Origin of the sequence: Streptomyces sp. NPDC049813 (assembly GCF_044465085.1) — a bacterium.
Classification (GTDB): Bacteria; Actinomycetota; Actinomycetes; order Streptomycetales; family Streptomycetaceae; genus Streptomyces.
In genome coordinates, this window is sequence record NZ_JBITLI010000014.1 from 1 (window position 1) to 24,692 (window position 24,692).

24 protein-coding genes and 1 pseudogene are annotated in these 24,692 nt (G+C 71.2%); 10 read left to right on the forward strand and 15 right to left on the reverse strand.

Going from position 1 to position 24,692, the window contains the following annotated elements:
• Nucleotides 1-734: 734 nt before the first annotated feature.
• Nucleotides 735-1,133: a VOC family protein gene (locus ACIBW6_RS25905; protein ID WP_399063570.1), complete on the forward strand. Its 399-nt coding sequence runs from the start codon at nucleotides 735-737 to the stop codon at nucleotides 1,131-1,133.
• 167 nt (nucleotides 1,134-1,300) lie between these two features.
• On the opposite strand, the gene ACIBW6_RS25910 is transcribed toward ACIBW6_RS25905, so the two are convergent.
• Both ACIBW6_RS25910 and ACIBW6_RS25915 read right to left on the reverse strand, forming a co-directional pair.
• Nucleotides 1,301-2,152: an alpha/beta fold hydrolase gene (locus ACIBW6_RS25910; RefSeq protein ID WP_399063572.1), complete on the reverse strand. Its 852-nt coding sequence runs from the start codon at nucleotides 2,150-2,152 to the stop codon at nucleotides 1,301-1,303.
• 43 nt (nucleotides 2,153-2,195) lie between these two features.
• The gene (locus tag ACIBW6_RS25915; protein WP_399063574.1) at nucleotides 2,196-2,969 is read right to left on the reverse strand and encodes an alpha/beta fold hydrolase; all 774 of its coding nucleotides are present in this window, start codon (nucleotides 2,967-2,969) and stop codon (nucleotides 2,196-2,198) included.
• 132 nt (nucleotides 2,970-3,101) lie between these two features.
• Here ACIBW6_RS25915 and ACIBW6_RS25920 point away from each other — a divergent pair, with 132 nt between their 5' ends.
• Nucleotides 3,102-4,001, forward strand: coding sequence for a LysR substrate-binding domain-containing protein (locus tag ACIBW6_RS25920; protein ID WP_399063957.1), 900 nt, complete (start codon nucleotides 3,102-3,104; stop codon nucleotides 3,999-4,001).
• A 266-nt stretch (nucleotides 4,002-4,267) separates the two neighbouring features.
• Entirely contained in the window at nucleotides 4,268-5,410 is a 1,143-nt protein-coding gene (locus ACIBW6_RS25925) for a serine hydrolase domain-containing protein (RefSeq protein WP_399063576.1), read from the forward strand.
• 60 nt (nucleotides 5,411-5,470) lie between these two features.
• Here the strand turns inward: ACIBW6_RS25925 and ACIBW6_RS25930 are convergent, their stop codons facing one another.
• Together ACIBW6_RS25930 and ACIBW6_RS25935 are read right to left on the reverse strand one after the other, a co-directional pair.
• On the reverse strand, nucleotides 5,471-6,175 hold the full coding sequence (locus ACIBW6_RS25930) for a 2-phosphosulfolactate phosphatase (RefSeq protein ID WP_399063577.1): 705 nt from the start codon (nucleotides 6,173-6,175) through the stop codon (nucleotides 5,471-5,473).
• A 41-nt stretch (nucleotides 6,176-6,216) separates the two neighbouring features.
• The gene (locus tag ACIBW6_RS25935) at nucleotides 6,217-7,395 is read right to left on the reverse strand and encodes a damage-control phosphatase ARMT1 family protein (protein ID WP_399063579.1); all 1,179 of its coding nucleotides are present in this window, start codon (nucleotides 7,393-7,395) and stop codon (nucleotides 6,217-6,219) included.
• Here ACIBW6_RS25935 and ACIBW6_RS25940 point away from each other — a divergent pair.
• The 4 genes from ACIBW6_RS25940 (at nucleotide 7,370) to ACIBW6_RS25955 (ending at nucleotide 9,769) form a co-directional block, all read left to right on the forward strand.
• Nucleotides 7,370-7,504 (forward strand): hypothetical protein, encoded by a 135-nt coding sequence (locus ACIBW6_RS25940; RefSeq protein WP_399063976.1) that lies wholly within the window; start codon nucleotides 7,370-7,372, stop codon nucleotides 7,502-7,504. The genes ACIBW6_RS25935 and ACIBW6_RS25940 overlap by 26 nt on opposite strands.
• Nucleotides 7,505-7,801: 297 nt before the next feature.
• Entirely contained in the window at nucleotides 7,802-8,539 is a 738-nt protein-coding gene (locus tag ACIBW6_RS25945; RefSeq protein ID WP_399063959.1) for an ATP-grasp domain-containing protein, read from the forward strand.
• Nucleotides 8,540-8,806: 267 nt separating this feature from the next.
• Entirely contained in the window at nucleotides 8,807-9,193 is a 387-nt protein-coding gene (locus ACIBW6_RS25950) for a DUF6234 family protein (protein ID WP_399063961.1), read from the forward strand.
• 96 nt (nucleotides 9,194-9,289) lie between these two features.
• A complete protein-coding gene (locus tag ACIBW6_RS25955; protein WP_399063581.1) occupies nucleotides 9,290-9,769 on the forward strand; it encodes a GNAT family N-acetyltransferase in 480 nt (159 codons plus the stop codon).
• Between the two features lie 33 nt (nucleotides 9,770-9,802).
• Here the strand turns inward: ACIBW6_RS25955 and ACIBW6_RS25960 are convergent.
• Nucleotides 9,803-10,054, reverse strand: a pseudogene (locus ACIBW6_RS25960) (putative quinol monooxygenase); the annotation flags it as partial.
• A gap of 553 nt (nucleotides 10,055-10,607) precedes the next feature.
• Between ACIBW6_RS25960 and ACIBW6_RS25965 the strand changes: the two are divergent.
• A complete protein-coding gene (locus ACIBW6_RS25965) occupies nucleotides 10,608-11,417 on the forward strand; it encodes an ALF repeat-containing protein (protein ID WP_399063583.1) in 810 nt (269 codons plus the stop codon).
• A 191-nt stretch (nucleotides 11,418-11,608) separates the two neighbouring features.
• Here ACIBW6_RS25965 and ACIBW6_RS25970 read toward each other — a convergent pair whose 3' ends face one another.
• Entirely contained in the window at nucleotides 11,609-12,460 is an 852-nt protein-coding gene (locus tag ACIBW6_RS25970; RefSeq protein WP_399063963.1) for an alpha/beta fold hydrolase, read from the reverse strand.
• A gap of 102 nt (nucleotides 12,461-12,562) precedes the next feature.
• On the opposite strand from ACIBW6_RS25970, the gene ACIBW6_RS25975 reads away from it, so the two are divergent.
• Nucleotides 12,563-12,976 (forward strand): winged helix-turn-helix transcriptional regulator, encoded by a 414-nt coding sequence (locus ACIBW6_RS25975; RefSeq protein WP_399063585.1) that lies wholly within the window; start codon nucleotides 12,563-12,565, stop codon nucleotides 12,974-12,976.
• A 24-nt stretch (nucleotides 12,977-13,000) separates the two neighbouring features.
• Here ACIBW6_RS25975 and ACIBW6_RS25980 read toward each other — a convergent pair whose 3' ends face one another.
• The 4 genes from ACIBW6_RS25980 to ACIBW6_RS25995 form a co-directional block, all read right to left on the reverse strand.
• Nucleotides 13,001-13,237: a DUF5133 domain-containing protein gene (locus ACIBW6_RS25980; protein ID WP_399063587.1), complete on the reverse strand. Its 237-nt coding sequence runs from the start codon at nucleotides 13,235-13,237 to the stop codon at nucleotides 13,001-13,003.
• Nucleotides 13,238-13,421: 184 nt separating this feature from the next.
• Nucleotides 13,422-14,150, reverse strand: a complete 729-nt coding sequence (locus ACIBW6_RS25985; RefSeq protein ID WP_399063589.1) for a GAF and ANTAR domain-containing protein — start codon at nucleotides 14,148-14,150, stop codon at nucleotides 13,422-13,424.
• Nucleotides 14,151-14,172: 22 nt separating this feature from the next.
• Entirely contained in the window at nucleotides 14,173-14,598 is a 426-nt protein-coding gene (locus ACIBW6_RS25990; protein ID WP_399063591.1) for a pyridoxamine 5'-phosphate oxidase family protein, read from the reverse strand.
• A 521-nt stretch (nucleotides 14,599-15,119) separates the two neighbouring features.
• Nucleotides 15,120-15,713, reverse strand: coding sequence for a YdeI family protein (locus tag ACIBW6_RS25995; protein ID WP_399063593.1), 594 nt, complete (start codon nucleotides 15,711-15,713; stop codon nucleotides 15,120-15,122).
• Between the two features lie 244 nt (nucleotides 15,714-15,957).
• Here ACIBW6_RS25995 and ACIBW6_RS26000 point away from each other — a divergent pair, with 244 nt between their 5' ends.
• Nucleotides 15,958-16,245: a DUF6355 family natural product biosynthesis protein gene (locus ACIBW6_RS26000; protein ID WP_399063595.1), complete on the forward strand. Its 288-nt coding sequence runs from the start codon at nucleotides 15,958-15,960 to the stop codon at nucleotides 16,243-16,245.
• A gap of 240 nt (nucleotides 16,246-16,485) precedes the next feature.
• On the opposite strand, the gene ACIBW6_RS26005 is transcribed toward ACIBW6_RS26000, so the two are convergent.
• The 5 genes from ACIBW6_RS26005 to ACIBW6_RS26025 all read right to left on the reverse strand — a co-directional run bounded on the left by ACIBW6_RS26005 (nucleotide 16,486) and on the right by ACIBW6_RS26025 (nucleotide 24,626).
• Nucleotides 16,486-17,703, reverse strand: coding sequence for a hypothetical protein (locus ACIBW6_RS26005; protein WP_399063597.1), 1,218 nt, complete (start codon nucleotides 17,701-17,703; stop codon nucleotides 16,486-16,488).
• A gap of 206 nt (nucleotides 17,704-17,909) precedes the next feature.
• Nucleotides 17,910-18,140, reverse strand: coding sequence for a hypothetical protein (locus ACIBW6_RS26010; RefSeq protein ID WP_399063599.1), 231 nt, complete (start codon nucleotides 18,138-18,140; stop codon nucleotides 17,910-17,912).
• Between the two features lie 140 nt (nucleotides 18,141-18,280).
• The gene (locus ACIBW6_RS26015; RefSeq protein ID WP_399063601.1) at nucleotides 18,281-19,102 is read right to left on the reverse strand and encodes a hypothetical protein; all 822 of its coding nucleotides are present in this window, start codon (nucleotides 19,100-19,102) and stop codon (nucleotides 18,281-18,283) included.
• Nucleotides 19,099-19,455, reverse strand: a complete 357-nt coding sequence (locus ACIBW6_RS26020) for a PadR family transcriptional regulator (RefSeq protein WP_399063603.1) — start codon at nucleotides 19,453-19,455, stop codon at nucleotides 19,099-19,101. Before ACIBW6_RS26020 ends, ACIBW6_RS26015 begins: the two co-directional genes overlap by 4 nt.
• 152 nt (nucleotides 19,456-19,607) lie before the next feature.
• Nucleotides 19,608-24,626, reverse strand: coding sequence for a DUF5979 domain-containing protein (locus tag ACIBW6_RS26025; protein ID WP_399063605.1), 5,019 nt, complete (start codon nucleotides 24,624-24,626; stop codon nucleotides 19,608-19,610).
• Between the last annotated feature and the right edge of the window lie 66 nt (nucleotides 24,627-24,692).

Sequence of the window (24,692 nt, forward strand, 5' to 3'; positions counted from 1 at the left end):
CCGATACGACAAACGCCCCGACCGCTACCTCGCCGCCGTCACCCTCGCCAGCACACTCATCTGGCTCGACACATGATCGACAAGACGCCCCCTAGACCGCGGTCCGGCTGGGCGCGGTCCCACTGGGCTCGGGTCCGGCCGTTCCGTCGCCCGCCGATCGTCTCCGGCCGACGTGAACGCCGCGGACGGCCTGCCTACAAGCCGACCCAGCCGAAGAGGCGCGGGTGCCGGGTCACCGACCCACACATGTCTCCAGGAACGGACGCAGTGTTCACACCTGGACTCGGGGTGCCTCCCTCGATCGGCGTATACCTGTCCTCGTACTGCACGCCGTCGGATCCCTCGGCCGTGCCCGACGGATCGTAGGTGGAACCGTACGGATCGGAGGTCAAGGTCAAACCCTCCGGGCAGGGAGGCCCGACCGGCTGCACAGCCCACCAGGCGAACCAACACAGGACCACACCAGCGCCCAGAACGGCGAACCGGCGGCGCGGGGAGGATATGAGAGGCGACGTCACCCCGAGATCGTACGGACCAGCGACAGCCCGCCGTCAGCCAGGCCCCGCAGCCCGGCTCGGGCCGACCGTCATGCAGGTGCGGGCGCGGCCCTCCCAGCCTTCTCGCCGCGCCCCTGCACGCACCTACCGGTCAGGGCGTGCGAGTGCACTGACCCGGCACCGGAAACCGTCGCGCAAGAAGCTGCGGCGCGCGATCTTTCCGTACGCTCGGGAACCATGGAAGCATCGATGCCCTTCATCCATCACTTGGGCGTCTTCGCGTCGGACTTCGAGGCGAGCGAGCGGTTCTACGCCGCTGCGCTGGAACCGCTCGGCATCACCGTCGGCTACCGGGCCGACGGCGTTGCCGAGTACTGGGATCCGGGGCGGGACACGCCGTCGCTGTCTCTGGAGCGCGCGGAGAACGCCGGTGCCGTCACCCGTGGACTGCACATCGCGTTCACGGCGGGCAGCCGGGAGGCGGTAGATGCCTTCCACGCGGCGGCAGTGGCTGTCGGGGGCACGGTCCGGCACGCTCCCCGTTCGTGGAGCGAGTATCGGGCCTACTGTGCGTTCGTCAGCGATCCCGATGGCAACAACATCGAGGCGGTTCACAAAGAGGGCCTTGGCCGGTAGCGGCCCGGTGGGGCGCACTGTCTGCGGTCGGCTCCCGGCACTGCCTGCGGATCGAGTGGGGGCTCTCTGAGGTGGACGTCCGTGTGAGCACGCTGACGAACCAGCTGAGCGCCCGACGGCAGTACGCCGGCACGCCGACAGGCAGGCACGCCGCGCAGGATTCGCTTTCAGTCGCCCTGTGCGCTCTCACTCAGTCGTCCTGTGCGCGCTGAGTCGACCTGCGCCAGATGTTCCGCCACCTTTGCCGTGAGCAGCTCCGGGTGTTCCCCCGGCAGGGCGTGGCCGCCCGGGACGCGTAGGAGGCGGGCGTGCGGGATGCGTTCGGCGAGGTCGAGTTGGTGGTGCGGTGGGACGAGCCGGTCGTCGGCGCTGGACAGGAGCAGCGTCGGGGCGGTGATGTGCGGGAGCAGGGCCGTCAGGTCGACGTCCGTGTCCGTCGCGGTCTGCCGGACGAACCCGTCCACGGCGCCTGTGATCAGCTCGGCGAATCCGGCCGCCGCCTGCGCGAACGTCTCCTCGTCCCAGGCGCGGAGCGTGTCCTTGCCGAGCGCGGTGAGCAGGATGAGCCGGGCCAGGCCGTCCGGGTCGGTGCCGGCCAGTTGCCGCCACAGGTCGAACTGGAAGGCCATGTGGGGGTCGGTACGCACCCATCCCGCGTGTGCGGTCAGCGAGGTCACCGCCTCCGGGTGCAGGGCGGCCGCCGCCGTCGCCACCACGGCGCCCAGCGAGTGGCCCACGAGGTGGAAGCGGTCCAGCCCCGCGTCCCGTGCCGCCGCGAGGACGACGGCCACCATGTCGGTCACGGCAAGGGGACCGCCCGGGTCGCGCGTCGCGCCCGAGCCCTGGAGGTCGGGGGCGACGATCGTGTAGCGGTCGCTCAACTCGGCCATGAGAGGGCCCCAGTTGTCCTGCGCGGTGGCTCCGGTGCCGTGCACCAGGACCAGGCCGGGGCCGTGGCCGCTGACGAGATAGTGGGCCTTGGTGAGACCGCCGGTGGTGGGGACGTCGATGTACGGCATGGGTGCCTCCGGGAGAGGGGTGTGCGGGTCGACGGGGGGTGGGTCAGTGCAGGTTGGTGAGGGCTGCGCGCAGGGCCGCGGTGAAGCGGTCGGACTGGTCCTGCTGCGACATGTGGCCCGCGCCCTCGATGACGGTGAGGCCGGCGCCGGGGATCAGCGCGGCGAGTTCGCGGGGCACGGACAGGGGGACCTCGGTGTCGAGTTCGCCGTGGAGGAAGTGGGTGGGCACGCGCAGCCCGGAGACGCGGTCGCGCGGGTCGTAGCCCGCCTGATCGGTGACGAGTCCGTCGATGCGGAAGGTCGACTCCAGAAGCTGGCGCACCGTCCAGTCGATCATCGCGGTGCTGACGCCGGGCCGGTACCAGTGCGGCACGAAGTCCGCCAGTGTGCCTGCCCGGTCGGCGCGCAGGTCCGTGAGCAGCTTGTCCATGGCGTCCTGGAGCCCCGAGAAGTGGTGGACACCCGAGTCGACCGGGATGATCGCACCGATGCGGTCGGGGGCGGCGAGGGCCGCCTCGACGATGAAGGCGCCCGCGATCGACGAGCCGATCAGCACCGGCTGGTCGAGCGCGAGGGCGTCGATGAATTCCAGTAGATCAGAGGCGAGTTGGGCGATGGTGTAGCCGTCGGCGGGGCGCTCCGAGCGCCCGCAGCCTCGCCAGTCGAGAGTGATGACCCGGTGATCGGCCATGAGGTCGGCCGCCTGCGCGTCCCACACCCGGCCGCTGGTCCCCCACCCGTGCAGGAACACCAGAGGGCGGCCCGCGCCGAGGTCCTCGTAGTGGAGTGCTGTGCCGTTGACCGTCGTGTACGCCATGAGAGGCCGCCTTCCGGGTGTGTTGAGGTGATGGGGAGATTCCACCGGACGGACGGCCGTCGACCAATGAGTGATCCGCTCCTAGACTCATCACGGATCGTGATGGATGTGGAGTCCGGGGGCTGGTGGCGCGTGGAGTTGCGGCAAGTGAAGTACTTCGTGGCGGTCGCCGAGGAGTTGCACTTCGGCCGGGCCGCCGAGCGGCTGCACATCGTGCAGCCCGCGGTCAGCCAGCAAGTACGCCGTCTGGAGCGGGAGTTCGGCGTCGAACTCTTCGACCGCAGCAAGCGGGCCGTACGGCTGACCGACGCGGGCCGGGCGCTGGTACCGCATGCCCGCGCGCTGCTCGCGGCCGAGCGGGCGATGGCCGACGCGATGGGTTCCGTGCGCGGCGCACAGGAGTCCACGTTGCGCGTCGGTACGAGTGTGGGGCTCGGCCTGCGTCTGGACGCCGTGCTGACCGCGCTGTCGGAGCGGGCGCCGCAATTGCTGGTCGAGCTGGTCAGCGGGGCTACCGCGACGCGACTTCAGCGGGTCCGGGACGGCGAGCTGGACGCCACGTTCGTGCGGGGTGCCGACCGCGCCCCGGGTCTGGAACTCCTGCCGCTGTGGCGGGACGAACTGGTCGCGGCACTGCCCGCGGCGCATCCGCTCGCCGAGCGGGACGGCGTCGACCTCGCGGAGCTGGCCGGGCTTCCGCTGCGGATCGCGTCCCGCGAGAGCAATCCTCACCTGTTCGACGCGGTCGTCGGCGCTTGCCGGGCGGCGGGGTTCGAGCCGGTCATGGGCCCGGAGTTCACCACGGACCAGGACACGTTGGCCGCGATCGCCTCGGGCCGGTCGAGCTGGAGCGTGTACTACGCCGCGCAGGCCGCCGTGCAACCCGCGCACCGGATCGCGTTCCGGCCCTTCACCGGCCCGGTGGCGGCGCCGTCCTTGCCGACGTGTCTGGCGGTACGCCCCGACCCACCGTCCCGTCGGCTTGTGGCGCTGCTCGATGCGTGCGGTGAGGTGGGGGACGGGACGCGGTAGTCGCGGCTGGTGCAGTCGTTCCGTCTCCGGTGCGGGGCCGGCCGGGGGCGCCTGAGCACCCTTGAGGGGGACATCCCCCGGCGCCGCCCTGCGGACAGTACCTCGGCATGTCAGGGGGAAAGCCGGATAGGCCGGTCCCCCTGCTGCTGGTGGGATGGTTGCCGACCGTCGGCGTCGGAGGCGCCACACGGTCGCGGGACGCGGTCTGAACGGCCCTGCTGAAGGCGTGCAACCAGAGCAGAGAAGAGTCCGTCATGCATGGGTTGATGAGACGTTGGCGAGGCATGCTCGCCCTGACCAGCCTGGCCACAGCCGTCTTCGCCGCATCGACCGCGCCCGGCGCGGCGGCGAGAACGCGACCGGCCGAAACGCTGCAACGGCAGGTGGACGCGATTCACGACACCGGGACGGTCGGCGTGCAGGCCGAGGTGGCGTCGGCGCAGACACGCGAGAGCGCCTACGCCGGTACAGCCGCGATCAACTCGCGGAGGGCGATGCCGCGGGACGGCAGGTTCCGGATCGGCAGCGCCACCAAGACCTTCACCGCCACGGTCGTGCTGCAACTGGTCGGCGAGGGGCGGATGTCCCTGGACGACACCGTCGAGCGCTGGCTGCCCGGAGTGGTCCGGGGCCACGGCAACGACGGCGGCCGGATCACCGTGCGGCAACTGCTGCAGCACACCAGCGGCATCCCCGACGTCGAACCGGAGATACCCGCGTTGAACAGTGCGGACGGCTATCGGGCCGAGCGATTCCGCACGTACACCCCCGAGGAACTGGTGGGTCTGGCGATGCGGCAGCCCCCCACGGATACCGGCTGGTCCTACTCCAACACCAACTACACCCTCGCCGCGATGATCATCCACAAGGTGACCGGACGGAGTTGGGCGCAGGAGGTGAGGGACCGTGTCATCCGTCCCCTGGGCCTGAGGGACACCAGTACGCCCGGCGTCTTCCCGTTCATCCTGGGTCCGCACGCACAGGGCTACGCCTCGTTCGACACGGGCACCGACGCTGACACCGGCACCGACGTCACGACGCTCAATTCGAGTATGGCCATCGGTTCCGGCTCGATCATCAGCACCGCCCACGACCTGAACCGGTTCTACGCCGCGCTGCTCGGCGGCCGTCTGCTGGCTCCGGCGCAGCTCGACGAGATGACGACCACCGTGCCCGCGCCTGGGTTGGGTGACGTGAGGTACGGGCTCGGTCTGGCCGAGATCCCGTTGCCTTGCGGGGGCAGCTACTTCGGCCACCGCGGCGAGCTTCTCGGCTACGTCACCTGGGGCGGCGCCACCCGAAACGGGGCGCGGGCCGCCGTGGTGTACGTCACCAGCGTCGGCGGCCACGACACCGAGGCCGACATGATGACTCTCGTGGGTCAGGAGCTGTGCCGGACGCGCTCTTAGCACTTCAACCGGCTCTGGCAGATGGTGATCCGACCGGGTACGTTCGGCGTCCGCGTCTCCTCAGCCGGCCGTGACCGGGCGCAGCACCATGAGGGACTCCCCCGCCACCTGGTCACGGCCCGCCACCATCGCGAAGCGGAACCGGTCCGTCTCCAGGCAGAGTTCGACGTCGTCCGGGTGGAATCCGTCGCGCAGCCCGGCGGCGAGGTCCGCGGCGGCGCGGGAGTCGCGGGCCCGACGGACGTACGGGGCCGGGTCGACCTTCTCCTCGGTCACGCGGCGGCTGATGTACTCCGCGCACGCCAGGTCCTCGTCGGCCCCGCCGTCCTCGCCGGTGACGACGAACGTCACCGGGCCGGTGCCCGCGGCGCGCAGGTGGCGCGCGGTCGCGCCCGCCACCACGAAGCTCGCGCACACGACGAGGGAGGCGTCCGCGACGGCCAGTGCGCCCACGGTCCCCGCCGTCGTCTTCTGCACCAATGTGCGGCCGGTGAAGTCACACGTGCGCAGCAGAGCCGGTGAGTTGACCGCGTCGAAGCCTGCTGCCGGGGCACCGTCCTTGAGTGCCAGCCACCCCGGGTGCCGCTCCTTGAGGGCCAGCGCCTCGGCCTCCGTTCCGGCCAGGACGATCTTCTCGACACCGCGGGAGAAGGCCCAGGCCGCCACGGTGAAGGCGCGCATGACGTCGATGACGACGGCGACGTGGGGGACGTCGGTGAGCTGGGGGATGCCGGTGAAGTGATGTTGCTTGGCGTGTGGGTCCATGACGCCATCCTGGGACACATGGCCCGGCCCCGGGGGCGGGTTCACCGCCGCACCTGGATCACCGCGTGCGTCCCGGCGGTCCGCCAACCACCGTCGGGCGCCGTCGCGTCGAGTGCCCGTTCCGTGGTCCCGTCGAGACCGACGACCACCTGCGACTTGAGTGTGCGCAGGGCGACCACCGGACCGGGAAAGTAGCCGGTACGTTCGGCGAACGGCGTGGTCGCGGGCCACAGCCGGTCCCCCACCAGGCGACGGTAGTTGAGGTCTCCCTTGAGGAGCGTGACCGTAGCGCGTGTGAAGTCCTCCCGCAGATCGGCGGGCATGTCCGCGTAGGGCAGCGGCGCGCAGGAGAACGGGTGTGCGCGCACGAGAAGGTGTCCGCTGCTCATCGCCTCCCACAGCCGGTCGCCCGCGGCGCCGGCGGCGCCGTCCGCGCCGGTCAGGTGGCGCAGGGCATCGAGGACGTCGGCGGTGGTGGCGTCGGAGACGTAGTAGGGGTGGGGCTTGACGTGCAGGACGACCCGGGCCGCGCGGCCATGGCGCAACAGGTGGTCGATGAGCAGCAGGTCGGGGACGAGTTCGCGGCCCGCGTTGTCGGCAACGAGGCAGACCGTGTGCGGGGTGCCGGTGGGCAGCAGTCTCCACAGCTCGTCCGACTCGTCGACGACGACGGGCGAGGCCCCGTCGTCGGCCGCACCGTCCGCGGCTCCCATGCGGAAGCCGAGGTCGGCACGGTTGCCCCACAGCGAGCCGTGCAGCAGTGCCGCGGCCTGCTCGTCGGCCGGCAGCGCCGTGAGCCGGTCCAGGGCGGCGAGTTCCTCGCGGGCCTCGGCCGTGCGCAGCTCCGCGAGTTTGAAGGGGCGGAACGGGTCGATGCCCTGCCACGGCCCCGGCGCGAAGTAGCCGACGGCGTCGAGGAGTTTGCGGTAGAAGAGGCTCTCGGCCCACAGGAACGGCACGTCGAGCCAGGGCTGCCCGACATACTCCCGCCCGCCCCACGCGTCCCACAGCTCACGTCCGGGGGCCGTGTCGGCGAGGGGCTCGATCACCCCGCCCGTGCTCTCGTCCAGCAGCGCGTCCAGGGCGGCCCGGTGCTCGGGCCCGTACGGAAAGGCTTCCCGTACGCGGCGGATCAGCGCCGGGTGCCGTTCGAGGAACACGCTGCGCGGGAACGAGCCGGGTTCGCTGCTCACGATGACGGGAGCGTGGTCGGACAGCATGGGGGCCTCGTCGTACGTCGTCGGACTGCTGCTCTGCGCGCAGCGGGACACCGATCGTACGTGCGTCGCCTGGGCGCGGTCCGGCGGCGCCTCGGGCCGCGTCACCTGATCGGCACGTGCGACTCACATGTGGCCGCCGTGACCGCGCCACGGGGGCGGGGGCCGGGATGGCCGGCGTGGGTCCCGGAGAGTTCACGTCTCGTGGGTCACCGACGTGGTGGATCTGGCTCGCCGCCTGCCCGGTCACTGCCGTGCTGACTGCCGTACTGACTGCCGTGTTGACTGCCGTACTGATCGTGCGCACCATCCGGCGCCTGGACATCGACCCGGCCCGCTAGCGTGGCGACTTCACGGAGTGCGGGAGGAGTGCACGGTGCTGGTCATGCCGGGGTGGCGGACGTCGACCATGGAACTGTTGGCCGTGGAGGCTGCGGGGCGAGGGATGCCCGTCAGGGCGGCGGAGGAGCCGGACCTTGCGGGTCCCGCGTATTGGTACGGGGGGCCGGTCGCGGGTGCGCGCCTCGCGAGGAGGCTGGGGTTCGCGCTGCTGGAGCCGACCGACACCTGGCTCGCCGAGCTGCCGGAGGAGTTCACCGGTCGCCGGGTCCGGGCGGGGACCGTCGCGGACGCGTGGGCCATCGACCGGCCGACGTTCGTGAAGCCGCCCCGTGACAAGTCCTTTCCTGCGGACGTCTACGCCGACGGTTCCCGGTTGGCCGGTGCTCTGGATCCGGCGACGCCGGTGCTGCTGTCCGACGTGGTGACCTTCGCGGCCGAGTACCGGCTGTTCCTGCTGGACGGCCGGATCGCCGCGGCGAGCCGGTACGCGGTGTTCGGCCGGCTCGATCCGCGGCCGCTGGGGGCGGACCGGGAGGGCCGGGCCACTGCCGCCCAGATCACGGAGTTCGCCGAGCGGCTGGTCGCCGCGGTCGGAGACACGTTGCCGAGTGCCGTCGTCGTGGACGTCGGGCAGCTCCTCGATCCGTACCGGGCGGGTCATCGGTGGGCCGTGGTCGAGGCCAATATGGCGTGGTTCTCGCATGCCTATGCCGCGGATCCGGGGCGGGTGCTGGACGTGGTGCTGCGGGCGGCGGGGCCTCGGGAGTCTCTGCGGGCGCGTGATCAGGCCTTCGCAGGGGTGTGACTGGGACGCGGCCCGCCCAGTCGTTTGGTCCAGGGCCGTTTCGACGGGGCTCGTTCGCACCCGGGGGCCGCCGATGGAGGCAGGGAGAGCGGCAGCGTTCAGGGGGGACCTCGGACGCTGACAGCTCGGACACGATTGCGTTTCGGGCTGGTGAACCACGCCGCCGCCCGCCCTCCCACCTGCGAGCGTGTGCGTATGCGCTTCGAGCCGAGTCCGCGCGCACCAGGCTTGCCGACGACCGAGGAACGGTCCGGCCAACCCTCAACTATGCGTGGCGACGGGTTCGAAGGCGGCTGCATCAGCCTCATCGCACTACTCATCGAGGTCCCGGTGGGCATCCTGCTGGGGCTGCTGATGAGTCTGCGGGCATGGGGCCCCGCGCATGAGCAGGCCGGGGCACGAGCGATGGACTGGGTGCCCGTCCTGTGGTTCGGCGGCTTCGCGGTGGGTGTCCTCGTGGTCGCCGCCGCCTTCCTGTGCTCGGCGCACCCTTGCGCGGCGGCCGTGCAACTGCTCTTGGCCGCCTTGGCGTTGCTCTGTGCCGTGAGTGCCTGGCATCAGGGTCACGAACGTGCGCACCCGGGCCCAGGGGTGACGTGCGCGACGAGGACGGGGGTGCCCTGCGCTCCCTCAGCTCCCGTGACCGGCCGCTAGTGCTCTGCCCGCTTGTGTGCACTTGGTTGCGCCCGTACCGAGCCTCGCGGGGAACTCGTGTGCGGCCGCGTCCTGTGTCTGCGAGCATGCGTCACCGTGGAGATCAACGACTTCGCCGTCCGCCGTGCGGTCGGCTCCGACGCCGCCGACGTGGCCGAGGTGTGGCTGCGTTCCTTCACGGCGGCACTTCCGAGCGTGCGCCGCGCGCATACGGACGACGAGGTCCTGTCCTGGTTTCGAGAGGTCGTCGTGCCCGACCAGGAGACATGGGTGGCGACGGTGGCCGACTCGGTGGTCGCGATGATGGTGCTGGACGGCGAGGACCTGGGCCAGCTGTATCTCGATCCGGTCTGGCAGGGCCAGGGCATCGGCGGACGCCTCGTGGACCTGGCGAAGCAGCGCCGTCCGGCCGGGCTGACGCTGTGGACCTTCCAGGTCAACGAGTCGGCACGGCGCTTCTACGAGCGGCACGGCTTCGTCGCCGGCGAGTGCACCGACGGTCACCGTAACGAGGAACGTGAGCCGGACGTCCGGTACGTGTGGCGCCCAGGAGAGGCCGGGCGCGTGCACCGCTAGCGGGGTCCGGCCTCCGCCACGCGCGACTGCCGTTCAGAGGCCGAGGCCCCCGGCGACCGAGAGTTCCTGTTTGGTGAATTCTCCCGTCAGCATCGGCATCGCCTTGGTGATGGCTGCCTGTGCTTCTGGGAGTTTCAGTGAGGCATCGTGGTGCTCCTTGGTCTGCCACACCTCGGTGACGTAGATCGTCACCTCGTCCTGGTCGCTGGTCCCCACGATGTAGAGGTCGCATCCCGCCGCACGGAGACCCTCGACGGCGCTCAACAGGAGGGCGACCACCTCGTCGCGTGCTCCCGGTTCACGAACTCAACCACCGACTATCGAACTCGATGCGTCGCGCGGGGCGTTGGGGGGACATGCTGGTCCGTCCCTGGGCGACGTCCTCAGCGCCCAGGGAGGTCATCGGGCTCGTCGAAGAGGTCGGCACACACCTGCGGCAGCGGACGCCCTGTGGCGAGCGCCTCGGCCCGCACACGATCCCGGCGGCGGCCGCGGCCGCCGCGGCGCCGCAGCGGCTGCGGGCACCGGGTCCTCGCCGTGCCGCCACGGAGTGCGCCACATCAGGTCCAGGGCCCCGATCGGCCGTCGGGCACCCGACGGTGTCAACGGCACCGCCTGTACGAGTGCCACCTGCGGGAGTTCCTCGCGCAGCCGGGAAGCGAAAACCGGCCAGGGTCAGCGACGAACGTAGAACGTCAAGTCTGATTGTGGTCCAGCGTTTTGATCCGGAGAGGGAAGGTGGTGATGCGCGCGGCAGTGTCGGCCTCCCTGCGGAATTCGAATGCGCACACGCTTTCGTCACGGATGGGGGATGATCGGCCCACTCGAAGGTTCGTTCATGGAGGTTTCATTCATGCGGCACACCCGCGCTGCTCTGCTCGTCGTCGCCACCGCTCTCGCTCCGGCCCTGCTCCTCACCGCACCGACCACCGCGTCCGCCCACCAGGCCGCGCCCGCGTCCGCCCGCGCGTCGGCGACCCCCGCCGCCGCGACGGCCGACACGTCCGACACGCCGGTGGACGACACGCCGGTGGACGACATGACGGAGGCCGAACTCCGTGCCGCCATCGCCGCCATCCTCGCCGACGAGGACAGTGGCCGTGGCGTCGTCCGCGAGGCCAACAAGGCCCTCGGCGGCAGCGTGGACGACATGCGCACCTTCCTGAAGACCGGCTACCGGCTGGCCCAGGCCGAGGACGACCGCGTCGCCGTGGTCCGCATCCTCAATCTCGCGCAGCAGAACAACGACGCACGGGTCGTCGCGGACATCAACCGGCTGCTGGACAACAACGAGCCGGACGAGATACGCACCTGGCTGGAGACCGGTTACGGGCCGGCGCTCTCCGACGACGAGGGGGTCGCCGTCGCCCGCGCCCTCTACCTCGCGCAACTGGGCCAGGACCGGCGAGTCATCAAGGAGACCAACCAGCTCCTCGACAACAACTCCCCGGCCGAGATCCACGCCTGGCTGGAAAGCGGCTACCGGCTGGCCCAGGCCGAGGACGACCGGGTCGCCGTGGTCCGCATGCTGACGGCCCCGGACCTCAGCGCGCCCCTGCGCGCCGCGATCAACGCGGTCCTCGACGACGGGTCCGCCGAAGCCGTCCGCTACTTCCGCGAGGTCGGACGGTACAAGATCACCGGCTGAGGTCCCGGACCGTCTTCGCGGGCCCGGACAGTCTGCGCGGGCCCGGGCCGTCTCCGAGGACGTGCGGGGGGTATGCCCTCCCGCACCGCGGTGAGGCAGGAGGGCGCGCGTTCCGGGCGGGCTGGGGCGTCGTTCTCGCCCCCGCGTAGACCACGTCGTGCGCCCTCTCACCGGGAGCAGCGCGACATGGTCTACGCGGGCGCGACCCTGTTCTCGGCCAGGAACGGACGCAACAGCCTGAGCAGGGCGTCTGGGCGGTGGAGCGGGATGATGTGGCCACAGTTCGCTATGACGTGCCCGGTGAGGTCGTCGGCGATCGGGCAGAGCTGGTGTTCCAGCGCAGCGCCTACGGGGTGGGCGCCCACCGCCATCGTCGGTACTGTCAGGCGGGCCGTCGCGACGGCCTGTTCGATCTGTGCCGCGCTCTCGGGCAGGGCCCGGTAGTACGAGAACGCGCGGCTCAACGCCCGGCGGCCTGTGTACGCCCGGACGAAGGCGTCCCGGAGGGCGGGCCGCACTCCCGCGCCGAGCGTCCCGGCGCGCAGGAACCAGTCGATGTAGGCGGCCTCGTGGCCCTCCAGCACGGTCTCGGCGAGACCCGGTGCGGCGGAGTGGAAGCCGAACCACCACGGCGGCCCCGCGGCCAGGAACTCCTCCGCGCCGGGCAGCCTGCCCAGCAGGGATTCCATGACGACCAGGCGCCGTACGAGTTCAGGACGGCGCAGGGCGAGGAGGAAGGCCGGGGCGGTGCCGGCGTCGATGCCCACCACCGCCGCCGAGGTCACGCCGAGCGTCTCGAGGAGGGCCGCGGCGTCCTCGGACAGGGTGACCGCGTCGTGCCCGGAGGTGGCCGGGCTGCTCGCGCCGAGTCCGCGGAGGTCGGGCGCGATGACGCGGTAGCGGCCGGCCAGGTCGGGCATGACGTCCGTCCACAGCTCCCAGGTGTGCGGGAAGCCGTGCAGCAGCAGGACGGCCGGGCCCGTTCCCGCGAGGGCGACGTTCAGTTCGACGCCGTTGACGGGGATGCGTCGCAGCTCGGCCACGGAGGCCTCCACGGGTGTGGTGAGGAATGGTGACCAGGTCACGCTAGGGAACTATGCTGGTCCGTCCAAGACGGCACTTTCCCTTCAGGTGGTGAGCCCGGGGTGACCACGGCGAGGCCCGGTGAAGCGGGTCGGCAGCGCGGAGAACGGGGTGACCTGCTGGACCCGCGGTGCCCGACGCGGCAGCTGCTCGACCGCATCGGCACGAAGTGGACGTCGATGACGGTCAAGGTGCTGGCCGAGGCGGCCCCCGGCGAGTTGCGCTTCGCCGAACTGCGGCGCCGCGTCCCCGGCGTCTCACAGAAGATGCTGTCCGTCACCTTGCAGAGCCTGGCCCGCGACGGTCTGGTCGTCCGCCGTGTGGAACCCACTGTGCCGCCCGCCGTCCACTACCGGCTCACCGAGCTCGGCCTCTCCCTCGAAACCCCGCTCGCCGCGCTGCGGCTCTGGGCCGAGACCCACATGCCCGAGATCGACCGCAACAACCGGCGCGCCGACGAATCACCGGCCGGGTAGGGCTCCCGGGGCTGCGTTCCCCACTCAGGCCGCGGTCGCCGCGTCGGGTCGCGCCGAGCTCGCCACGCTCTCCAGGAGATAGGAGTCCGCTGCGGCGAGGGCCGCCGGGACGGTACCGGCGCCAGTGAGGACGCACAGCGTGTAGGAGACGTCCGCCAGTCGGCGGGCGGTATCGGGGGACGGCTGTTCCTCATGCGTGATGCGTGCGGTCGCGTAGCGAGCGAGCAGAACGCGCAGGACAGACGGGGAGGGGACGATCATGATGACTCCTGGGGCGTGGGCGCGACGCCCGTGTGCCGGGCAGCCGGTCGAGCTGAGGCGCCTGTTGTCCCAAGCGTCCTTCGGGTTCCCGCGATCTCTCTGCCGAAACATCCGACGCGGTGGTGGTCCCCCGTCACGCGGGCCCGCCTGCTGACGGCCGCGACGGTGTACCGGGGGTTCGGGGTCAGGGGCGGCGCTGAAAAGCGGGTTCGGTGGGTGCGTGGCCGGTGACGCTGGTGACGAGTTCGGCGCACAGGTCGCGGAGTTTGATGTTGCGGTGCTGGGAGGCGGAGCGCAGGACGTTGAACGCCTCGTCGGCGGTGCAGCGCCGCTGGCCCATGATGATGCCGAGGGCCTGGTCGATGACGTGGCGCGAGCGCATGGCGGTCTGCATCTGGTCGGTGAACTCCTGCGCGTCACTGAGCCGCTGTGCCAGGGCGATTCCGCCGGTGGCCTGCGCGGCCAGGGAGCGCAGCGCGGCGAGGTCGACGTCGGCGAAGCCGTCGGGCGGGGCCGCGTAGAGGTTGAGGGCGCCTGCGGTGTCGGTGTGCGGGGCGATCGGCAGGGAGAGGGAGGAGCGGATGCCGCTCGAGAGGGCATAGGCGGGGTAGTCGCCCCAGCGGGTCTCCCGCAGCATGTCGGCGACGGAGATCTCCTCGCCCTGCCGCAGAGACTGCAGGCACGGTCCGTCGTCCTGGCCGTACTGCTTCTCGTCGAGCTTGGGCGCCACGGCCCCGAGGCTGACCACGGTGAGGGGCCTGCCGTCGCGCTCCAGCGTCACACCGACCCCGTCGCACGGCGTCAGCCGCGCGGTCGCCTCGGCCAGCGTCCGCAGGAACTCCTCCAGGGATTCGGTGTCCAGCAGCCACCGGGTGATGCGGGCACCGTCATCGACGGCGTCATCGGCGTGCATGTGGCATCCCACGCCAGGCCGGTCAGACGTTGCCGAGGTCGGAGGAGACCCAGTGCTCCGGGCGAAGGGTGATGATGACCGACTCTCCGTGGTTGGCCTCGGCGAACTCGACGTAGCCGTCGACCTTCTCGGCGGGCAGATAGCGCGAGGCCATCTCGACCAGGTGCGCGCGGGTGGCGGGGACCGTGGAGGTCACCGGGCCTTCCACGGACACGTAGCGGACGGTCGGTTCGAGGCGGTCGACCATGAGCGTGAACCGGCCCGACTTGGCGATGAGTTCGTGCTTGCGCGAGCCCTTGCCGGTGTGGATCCAGAGGTCGCCCCCGGGCGCGTACTGGTACCAGATGGGCACGGTCAGCGGCGCCCTGTCCTCGCCCGCGTCGACGGCGAGGGCGGCGATGTGCGGCTCGGCGAGAAACTGCTCGCGCTCTTCGCGGGTGAGGGCCATGGAACTGCTCCTTCGGAGGCGGGTGCCGTGCGGTGACGTCGTCGGGCGGTCCGGTCCAGTACTGCGCACAAGGCTTACGGCGCCCGCCCTATTCCGGCGCCGCCGAAACCCGGTCAGAACCGTTGCGTGGGGTGACGTGAGACCACTGTGGGGTCACGACGCCGGATTCCGGCGCAACCGTGGCTGTGTCGGCATGGTCTGCGCGTCGGGCGAGGTGGCGTGGACGGCTGCGGGAACGACACGTTCGGCCGGTCGAGGTTTGACGGCGCGGGCTCGCCGCCGTGACGGGCGGCCGAGCGTGTCTGGTGTCTCTGGTCGCCTCCCCGGTCGTGCCGGTGTGGTGGAAGTTCCGGGACTGGATGACGGACCGGGCTCGCCAGGCCGGCGAGGGGCTGAACGAGTCCCGCCGCGCGCGCGGGCGTGCACGAGGCATGTGAGTCAGCCCGGGGCGGACGGGCCCCGCGCGGCAGGCTATATACGTGGCGTCGTCCGACCGCGGCCGTCCGAAGGGCGTCGGTGCACTACGAGTACAGCTTCTCGCCCTTCGCCAGCATCGCCACGTACTTCTCGATCCGGCGGGCCCGGGTCTCGGCCCGCTTGGCGTCCTGGACCCGGTAGAGGATCGCGTAACGGTTCTGCCGGTCCAGGGTCTCGAAGAACGCCGCCGCGGCCGGGACGGCGTCCAGGGCCGCCGCGAGGTCGTCCGGCACCGTGGCGGTCCTCGAACCGTCGTAGGCCGCCTCCCAGCGGCCGTCCGCCTGGGCACGGTCGACCTCGGCCTGCCCCGCCGGACACATCCGGCCCTGCTCGATCAAGGCGGTCGCCGTCGTCCGGTTGACCTTGGACCACCTGCTGCGCGGCTTGCGTGGCGTGAACCGCTGGAGCCACCACTCGTCGTCGAACTTCGCCTTCTGACCGTCGATCCAGCCGTAGCAGAGGGCCTCTTCGAGTGCGTGGGCGTAGTCCAGCGCGACGACACCGGGGGCCTTCTTACGCAGCTTGAGCCAGATGCCGGGCGAGACGGCGTGGTGCTCGCCGAGCCATGCGCGGAACGCCTCGGCGGATGCGAAGGCGACGGTCTCCAAGTCCTGAGCCACCTCAGCAGCGAACCACATCCGGGGCACTGCCGCGCCCCCTTTCAGCGACCGACCGGGCAGCCCTCACCACATGGACAGCCACGGCTCGTGTCCCGGAAACCGCCGAACATCAGCCGGTCGGCGCAGCAACGAATCGTTCCACCGGGTGAAGGCCCGCTCTCAGAACTGAGCGGACCGCGTCCAGCTGCCAGTCTCAGTTGTCGTCAACGGACCTGCACACACTGCCGGTTCGGCCACCGCTGTCCACGGTTTGGAGTTCGTCTTGCGTCTTCGTCGCCTTGCCACCGGCACGCTCAGCGCCCTCGCTCTCACCCTCGCCTCCGTCGGCACCGTCACCGTCAGCGCCACGACCGCCGCGGCCAACCCCTGCGGCTTCTACGAGACCCACTCGGACGCCTACTACAACCACTGCACCTCGGACGGCTCCCACATCGTCATCGAGATCGACGACTGGGGGCCCAACAGTGAGCGGTGCGTGGGGCCGGGCGTGACCTGGATCGGCTCCGCCTCCGGCGTGGACGGCGCCTGGTACACCGGTCGCACCTGCTGACCCGCGGGCAGCAATCGTAAGCCGCGCGGGAAGCCGTCACGATGACCGCTTCCCGCGCGAGCGAGGATCAGAGAAGTGCGGACCACCGCCGCGTCGGGGTGCTCGAACTGGTGCCAGGCTCTCGGCCGTCCCGCTCCGGGACGCGCGTGGAAGGAGGCGTGCACCTGGGCGTCCCAGCCACGTGCCCGGCGCAGCGGACTCCGTACCCATGAACCCGCTGCCGCCCATGATCAACATCGTTCAAGGACCACCATCGCCGATGCCGAATCGGTTGATGTCCGTGTTCGTGGTCGGGTCGATGACCCAGCAGCGGGACGGTACCTCACCGGTCGTCGCGTCGGTTCTGTCGCGCCGTCCCAGGAGCACCTCGTCGCGGCCGTCTCCGTTGAGATCGGCCGTTCCCAGGAACTCGCCTTGGGTGTGGCCCGGTGCGTCCGGGCCGCCCAGTGTGCGCTGCAGCCGAAGAGAGCGGCCCCCAGAGACCCGTACGACGGTGGCACCCGACGCCGTGGGCACGATCAGGGCGTCGGGGGCGCCCGGACCCAGGTGGGCGGTTGCATAACGGCCGTAGCCGTTCTCGGTGTGCGAGGAGTTGGCGGGCAGGTCGAAGGTGTGCGCGGCCGAGCCGTCGCCCGGGTAGAGGGTGGCAGTGCCCGAGGTGTTCTGCTCGGTGGCGTCCAGTTCGTCGTTGGCGGTGCCGGTGTCCCCGATGACGAGGTCACGTGTGCCGTCACCGTCGAAGTCGCCGAAGGCGGTGCCGTTGCCGGCGCGCAGTTTCCGGCCGTGGCGCGCGAGGCCGTCACGGCCTGCCTCATAGCGGGTCGGGGCGGTCTGTTCGCCTTCGGTGAGGAAGCGGAACAAGAGTGCGGTGGGGCGTCGCTTTCCGGTTCGGTCGATGTCGTCCACAGTCAGTTCGCCCTCGTCGCTGGGGCGGGTCTCGCTCCGGTCGGGCACACCTGCGTGGTCGAACGGTCCGTACAGCACGGTGAGGACGCCCCGTTGGCTGGTGGCCGGTACACGGTTGAGGGCGAGGTCGTGGTGTCCGTCCCCGTCGAAGTCTCCGCGTACCGTGTTGCCGAGGTCGTGGACGTCTCCCGCCGCGCGCGGCACACGCAAGGGTGTGGCTTCATGGGTGGGCCGCGGTCCCTGCGGGCCTCCCCAGGCGATGCGGTCGCCGGCGATCCAGTCCGGATAGCCGTCGGAGTCGAGGTCGGCCGTGAGGATGCCGGTCCCGCCCAGATCCGCGTCACGGTGTTCCGCAGGTCGTGTCAGGCCGAGACGCGACCATGGGTAGACGGAGTAGCGATCGGGGTCGAGTCCCCGGCTCGATCCCCACAGCACCACTGGGTCGCCCCGTCCCGTCAGGGTCAGCAAGTCGCGGAACCCGTCCGCGTTCAGGTCGTCCGGGTCTCGGGTGCCGACACCGCGCGGAGCCGGGGCGGGCCCCGCCGCCGGCATGGCGAAGTCGCTCTGTCGCCCGCTCCGGGCCCCCTCCGGTAGCGACCGCGAACCCCGACGGCGGATGCCGGCAGGGCAACCACACCGTGCTGTACGGAAGTTCAGAGGTGGTACTCCCGCACAGCACGGTCGTGGTGCGCTCCGTCGGCATCCTTTGTGTGCCGTCCCGGACGGTCCGGTGGATCAGCCGGCCGGGATGTCTCCGGCTACTGCGGGGCCGCGGGGGACGACGACGGCGAGGGTGACGTCGACGGTGAGGGGCTCTGGCTCTTGGGCTCGCACAGCTTGTCCAGGTCCGCGGCGGGCAGCGTGGGGTTGAGGACCTTGATCAGTCCGACGAGGGCCTTGCACACCTCGACGGGGTCCTTCTGGGGCGCGCTCGGTGCGGCCCACGCGGCGGCGGGCGAGGCGATGAGCATGGCCAGTGCGACGGACACGGATGCTGCGGTTTTGCGTATCACGGGGCTTCCCCTTCATCAGCCCGGCTGTATACCGGATCGTCCTTCGATCGTGTCCGAGCCTGGCAGGAGCCCCCAGCCAGTCACCTCCAAACGGGTGATGAGCCGGCCTGGCGCCGTCAGGCCGCCCGGCCGCGCCTGCCCGCCGCGCGCCCCACGCCCCACGCCGCGGCCAGCACCGCCACGACGACCGCGAGCCCGACCGGCGAACCGGCCGGAGTCGTGACCCACGGCAGAGCCGCAGCGAGAACCGCCAGGACATGACGGGGACGGCAGCCCGGCGCGGCCGTCCGCAGCCCGAGTACGGCCATGGCCGGTACGAGTTGGCCGGCCATGCCCAGGCCCGGCGTGCTCTGCCCGGCCAGCGCGGCGGCGCAGACCGGCAGCCAGGTCGACGCGGCCAGCGCCACGGCCAGGCGCCGGTCCGTCCTGGCCGGTTCGGCGGCGCCCGGCATCAGCACCACGACCGCCAGCAGCGGCACCAGCCAGCCGGACACGGGCGCCCGAGCTCTCATCAGCAGCAGGGCGACCGCGCCGGTCAGGCGGGCGAGCGGCCAGCGGCCCGTGCAGGCCGACACCCCGGCCGCCAGCGTCATCACATACGTCACGAGGGCGCCGGTGGCAGGCCAGGCAGCCGCGTCCATGTCTCGTAGCGCATCGGTGGTCGCCGTCGTCGTCCGCGCCGCCGCGATCGAGACGGCGGCGGCGAGCGTGTACGGAGCGGCGGTCAGGGCGAAGCGGCCCAGGGGCTGCCGGGGAGAGAGGAACGTGCGGACGCGCAATGCGTGGGCGGCGATGTCCGCCTGTTCGCGGAGCCGGGTTCGCGTGTCCGTGCCGTCGGTGGCGTCCCGGTACAGCTGTGCGATCTCGGGGCCGTGCACGGCCCGGTAGCGGCGCGGGTAGAGGGCGAGGACCCGCGGGGCGGGGCGGGTGTGCGTCACGCGAGGGCTCCCGCCGGGTCGTCGCCCACGGCCTTCTTCAGCCGTCGGGTGGCCTCGCGCGCCGTGGCGGCGAGGCGGCGGGCCTCCTCGGCGAGGACCTGGCGGCCGTCGGCGGTCAGCGCGTATGTACGCCGCAGCCGGCCCTCCACCCGTTCCTCGGAGAAGACCTCTACGAGGCCTTCTTGTTGCAGGCGTTCCAGCGAGCCGTACAGCGTGCCGGTCCGCAGCCGCACGCGTCCGTGCGAGATGGCCTGGACTTCCTGGGCCAGGGCGTAGCCGTGCCGGGGGGCGTCGGCCAGGGCCGTGAGGAGGAGCAGGGTGGGTTCCTGCATGGTTCTCTTGCGTTCGACCATGATCCGAAACATACTCCGCTCGGCGGAGTATGGAAAGCCGCGTGAACAGCTTCGTCTGTCGGTCTTCATAGTCCGGCGGACGGAGCATATGCGGACGGGCTCCCCCGCGCCGCGGTGACGCGGTGCGGGGGGAGCCCGATGGGGGGTGGGGGTCAGCTGTACCGGGCGGCCTCGCGGCGTCGTAGGGCGACGTTGGTCAGGACGAGGCCGGCGATGAGCAGCGCGGCGATGATGGCGAGGATCAGCGCCAGCGGCCAGCCGGTGTCGGGCAGGTGGCCGGTGTGGTCGCCGGGGGGCGGGGTGCCGTCGGTCGGCGGGTTGTCGTAGGTGTTGGTGACCGTGACCTGGGCGGGTCCGGTAGGACGCAGGACCACGGTCGCGGAGGTGTCGTCGTGTCCGGCGTCCGGCCGGGCGGCGAGGGTGATGTCGTCGGCGCCGTCGCTGCCGGGCTCGGTGACGGTGCACTCGGCACCGACCGGGAGTCCGTCGATGCTCTGGCGGCCGGCACCGTCGAAGGTGAGCCGGCGGGGGTAGCCGTCCAGTTCCTCACCCCGCCACATGCAGTCCACCTCGATGGTGAACGGGCCGTGGTCGGCGCCCGAGGGGTCCTCGACCTTCTTGATGATGTCGAGGGAGCGCTGCGGGTAGTCGTTGGAGACGTCCACGATGCTCGGCGCGTCCCGTACGGTCTCCGGCTGGATGGTGATGCTCGCCGCGTTCTGCGGGCCGTCGGCGTTGCTGTTCGCGCCGTCGGTGTCGGTCTCCCAGACGCGGCAGACCGCACCGGCCGGGACGTTCTCGATGGTGACCGGGCTGCCGGGGGTGACGAGCGCGGTGCCGTGGCGTACGGACTTCGGTGCGCCGGTGTCGGGGGTGACCACGCAGTCGTACTCGATGCCGTAGGGGCCGACCTGGAAGCCGGCGGGGGCGCCGGTGACGGTCTTGGTGATGCGCAGGGTGCCGAAGACCATGCCGACGCCGGACTTGGGCGGCTCGGTCACGGGCAGGACCACCGGGTTGCCGCCGACCTGGGCGGTCTCCTTGTTGGCGAAGGAGTTCCAGGCCAGGGACGGGTCCTGACGGCTCCCCGGGTCGCTCAGGTCGGTCGGGGAGGACATGGGGAAGGAGAGGGTGAAGCCGTCGCCGGGCGCGAGGCCCGGGTCGAAGTCGATGTGGGCGTAGAAGGCGCTGTCGGCGGCCGACCAGTCGTCGGACCAGGTGGCGTCGGAGCAGTCGCGGGCGGGGGTGGGTACTTCGTCCCGGCAGGGCTGCTTGGTGGTGGTGTACTGCGCGCTCAGCTCACCGGGGCCGTCCAGGGTGACGGGTCCGGCCAGGTGCGGGCGCGGGTCCCATTCGGTGCCGCGGTCGCTGCCGCCGAGCAGCACGCCGGTGTCGCCGAGGAACGGCAGTACGTCCAGCAGGTCGTAGTCGATGGCGGGGTTGGTGCCGATGTTGTCGACGGTGATGAGCTGGCGGTAGTTCTGGCCCGGCAGCACGAGGGCGGTGCAGGGGTAGCGGGTGTAGATGGCGCCGCCGGAGTTCAGGTGCGGGCAGCGCGGGTCGTCGACGGGGATGTACTCGCCGGTCAGCGAGTTGTAGAAGCCGAGATCCGGGTTGCCGGAGACCCACTTGTCCGCGTCGAAGGCGGTGCCGGCCTCGGTGGTGAGGGTGGCGGTGGAGGTGCAGTAGTGACCGCTGCCGTAGTCCGGATCGTCGGTGACCTCACCCAGGCGGGGCGAGTCCTCGTCGCAGGGGACGTCGTGGCCAGGCGAGCCCGCGCCGAAGGTGTTGGGGATCTTGGTGCCGGCTTCGACGCCGCCCTTGAGCTTGACGTGGAAGGTGAGGGTGACGGTGGCGCCGGGGTACATCACCCAGCCGGGGAAGTCCCAGTGCAGGCCGGTGATCTTCCCGCTCGCGTCGCGGTCGGGGGTGAACGTCACCTTGGCGGGCTTCGCGGTGCCGTCGGGGGTGGTGACGGTGATCGAGTAGTAGCCGCTGTTGCCCGCCCAGTCCTCGTCGACGACCAGGTCGTCGGGGATCGGGTCGGAGATGCGCAGCGGGGCGATGGGCGCGTCGCCGGTGTTATTGACGGTCAGGGTGAAGGGCTGCGAGACGCCGGGCTGGACGACCGCGTCCTTCTCCTTGTCCACGTACAGCTTCGGCGTGCCGTCCTTGATGTTCAGGTCGGCGTCGGCGGGCGGGATGGTGAAGGTGCCGTGCTTGTCGCTGGAGCCCTTGCCGGTGACCGTGTCCACGAGGTGGTCGGGGATCTCGGTCTTGGGGTCGGAGCGCAGCGTCCGGCGGGGTTCGACGGTGAAGCAGACGGACGCGGTCTTGCAGGCGCCGTTGAAGGTGGGCGTGCCCTCGACGGGCACGATCTTGTCGCCGTTCTGGGAGCGGAAGGTGACGCGGATACCGCGGACGTCGGAGGCGTCGACGCCGGCGGGCAGGCCGGGGGTGTCGCTGCCGGTCCAGGTGCCCTGGACGATCTCCGGGTCGTCGCTGCCGCAGCGGGCCGTGCACACGTCGACCCTGACCTGGTCGGCGCCCTTGGGGAAGGAGACGCCGTCCAGGGAGACGAAGTCGACCGCGTCGAAGAAGTCGGTGTCGAAGTCGGTCGCGGTGAGCTGTCCGAGGTTGACGTTGCCCTTGTTGACGACGGTGAGGGTGGCGTGCACGTCGGCGGCGGGGCTGCCGGGGTAGGGGCGGGTCACGGTGGACGGGCTCAGGGCCTTGTTGAGGGAGGCCTCCGAGCTGGCGTCGCCGACCTCGGCGGTCTGCGAGCAGAACTCGTCGCCCAGCGGCTTGCCGTCGCTGGTCGCCGCGGCGCAGTTGCTGATGACGGTGCCGTCGGGGACGTCGTCACGGAGCTGGACGGTGACGTCGGCGTGGACGGAGGCGCCGACCGGCAAGCCGCCGGGGACGACGATCCGCACGCCCTTGGCCCGCTTGAGCAGGGCCGCGTCGTCGGCGTCGTAAGCCACCCAGCGGCCCGCGTCGGGGTCGTAGACCTGGAGGCTGTACTTCAGGTCGGCGGGCTTGACGGTCGCCTTGATGCCGGTGATGCGGACGGAGTCGAACGGGTTGGGGTCCGCCGTCGGGTCGACGGGGTCGCTGACGACGACGGGTCCGTCCAGCGGGACGTTGCCGCGGTTGGCGAGGCCGATGCCGAAGGTGACGGGCTGGCCGGGCGGGACGGAGGTCTGTGAGACGTCCTTGGTGCCCGAGCCGTCCTTGCGCGGCTCTTCCACGTTCAGGTTCGTGCAGACGTTGCCGGCGGCGCTGCCCGATCCGTTGGAGGCGTTGGAGGCGGTGCCGTCGGCGCAGTCCTTGACGCCGTCCTCGGCGTCGCCCGCGTCGGCCGTGTCGTTCAGTTTGCCGTGGACGTCGAGGCCCGCGGTGGCGCCCTGCTTGATGGTGCCCTTGCCGTCGGCGTCGGTGCCGGTGTACGTCACGGTGATGGACTCGGCGGGTCCACCGCCGGGGCAGCCGAGGGCGGTGGTCTGCGTGGTGGGCGGGGCGGTGAACTTCTTCGGCGGCAGCACCGTGCCGTCGCGGCAGGTGACGGTCAGCGTGGCGTCGGTGGCCCCGTCCGGGAACCGGAGCCGGGCCTGCGTCATGTCCGTCTTGTCGAACTCGCTCTCGGCCGAGGAGGAGGGTTCGGTGATGGTCATCTCGCCGACCGGGAACGGCGACGTGTTGGTGGAGTTGATCGTCGCCGTGATCCCCGGCTTCGTGCCGATGACGGCGGTGCCGTCGGCCGCCCAGTCGCCGTCGGTGTCCGAGAAGATCTTCTTGCTCATGGCGATGGACGCCACGTTGGGCAGGATGTCGTGGTCGGCGCAGGCGGCGGTGCCGTCGAGGTCCCGTCGGCGGGGGAAGTCGACGGAGGGGACCGCGCAGTTGTTCACGGTCTCGCGCTCGCTCGGGTTGATCGCCTCGCCGGTCGAGCGGTTGTCGTCGCGCAACTCGACGGTCATGTCGACCTGGGCGCCCTTGGCGTCCGGGGGCAGCGGCTTGCCCTCGGAGTTGCTGAAGGTGTAGACGACGCCGGTGATGTCGGCGGGGTCGACGCCGGCCGGGAGCTGGATGTCGGGCCCGGGGCCGGCCGGGCCGGTGATCAGTTCGTCGGGTGCGCAGCCGCCGCCCGGCTTGGTGCAGACGGAGACCTGTACCTGGTCGGCGCCGGCCGGCATCCGCGTGACCGGGCCGAGCTTCGTGACGTCGAAGTTGTCGAACAGGTCCGGGTCGGTCTCGGTGATGACGACCGAGTCGATGTCGGTGGCGGTGGACGAGGTGTTGGCAGCGCCCAGCGAGATCGTCGACTTGTCCCCGCTGCCGGCCACCGTGGAGGACGGGCTCCAGGTCTTCGTGCCGGTCACGCTCGGTTTGCGCGGCACCTTGACGGTCTGGGTGTCGGAGTCCTTGACCGTGTCGGCGTTGTCGGCCTGGGCCGTCGCCGTGTTGGTCACGGCGTCACCGTCGTTGAGGTCGGTGTCCTCCGGGACGCGGACGGTGATGACGATGTCCTGCGAACCGCCTGCCGGCAGTCCGACCGAACCCTCCGGGTTGGGCGGCGAGGGCAGTTCCTCGGTGAAGGTGGCGGTGATCTTCCGCGTCGCCTCGTCGTAGTCGATCGTGTAGTTGGCTCCGTCCCCCGGCACCGACACCAGCTCCAGGCCCGGTGGCAGCACGTCCTCCATCGAGGCGTTGACACATGCCTCGGTCAGGGAGGAGCAGGAGATGGTGATGCGGTAGGTGAACTCCGAGCCGGGGACCAGCGGGTCCGGGACGTCCACGGCCTCTTTGCTGACGGTGAGCTGCGCGGTGCCCGCGGCCCGGCGCGACTTCTCCCCCGCCTTCGCGGACCCCTTCGTACGGGGTTTCTTGTGCCCCCGCTTGTGGCTCTTCACGGTCCTGGGCTTCGAGGGCGAGACGCTGGGCGCCGCCGTCTTCGACGGGGTCGCTGCCGGGCCTCCGGAGGGCGACGCGGAGCCGGCGGCGGTCGACGCGCCGGAATCGACAGGTACCGGAACGGCCTGCCGGGGCGCCGAGGGCACCGGCGTCGGCACCGCCGTCGCCGAGCCGCCCAGCAGCAGGCTCTGCAAGAGGAGCACGGCGAGCAGCGCGCGCCATCTCGTCCGTCTCGGGTCCGGCACTCGCATCCGCATGTCTCCCATTGGTTCAAGGCATCGCGCTGCGCTGCTGACGCTTCGGGGTGACGTGCAGTCAGAACA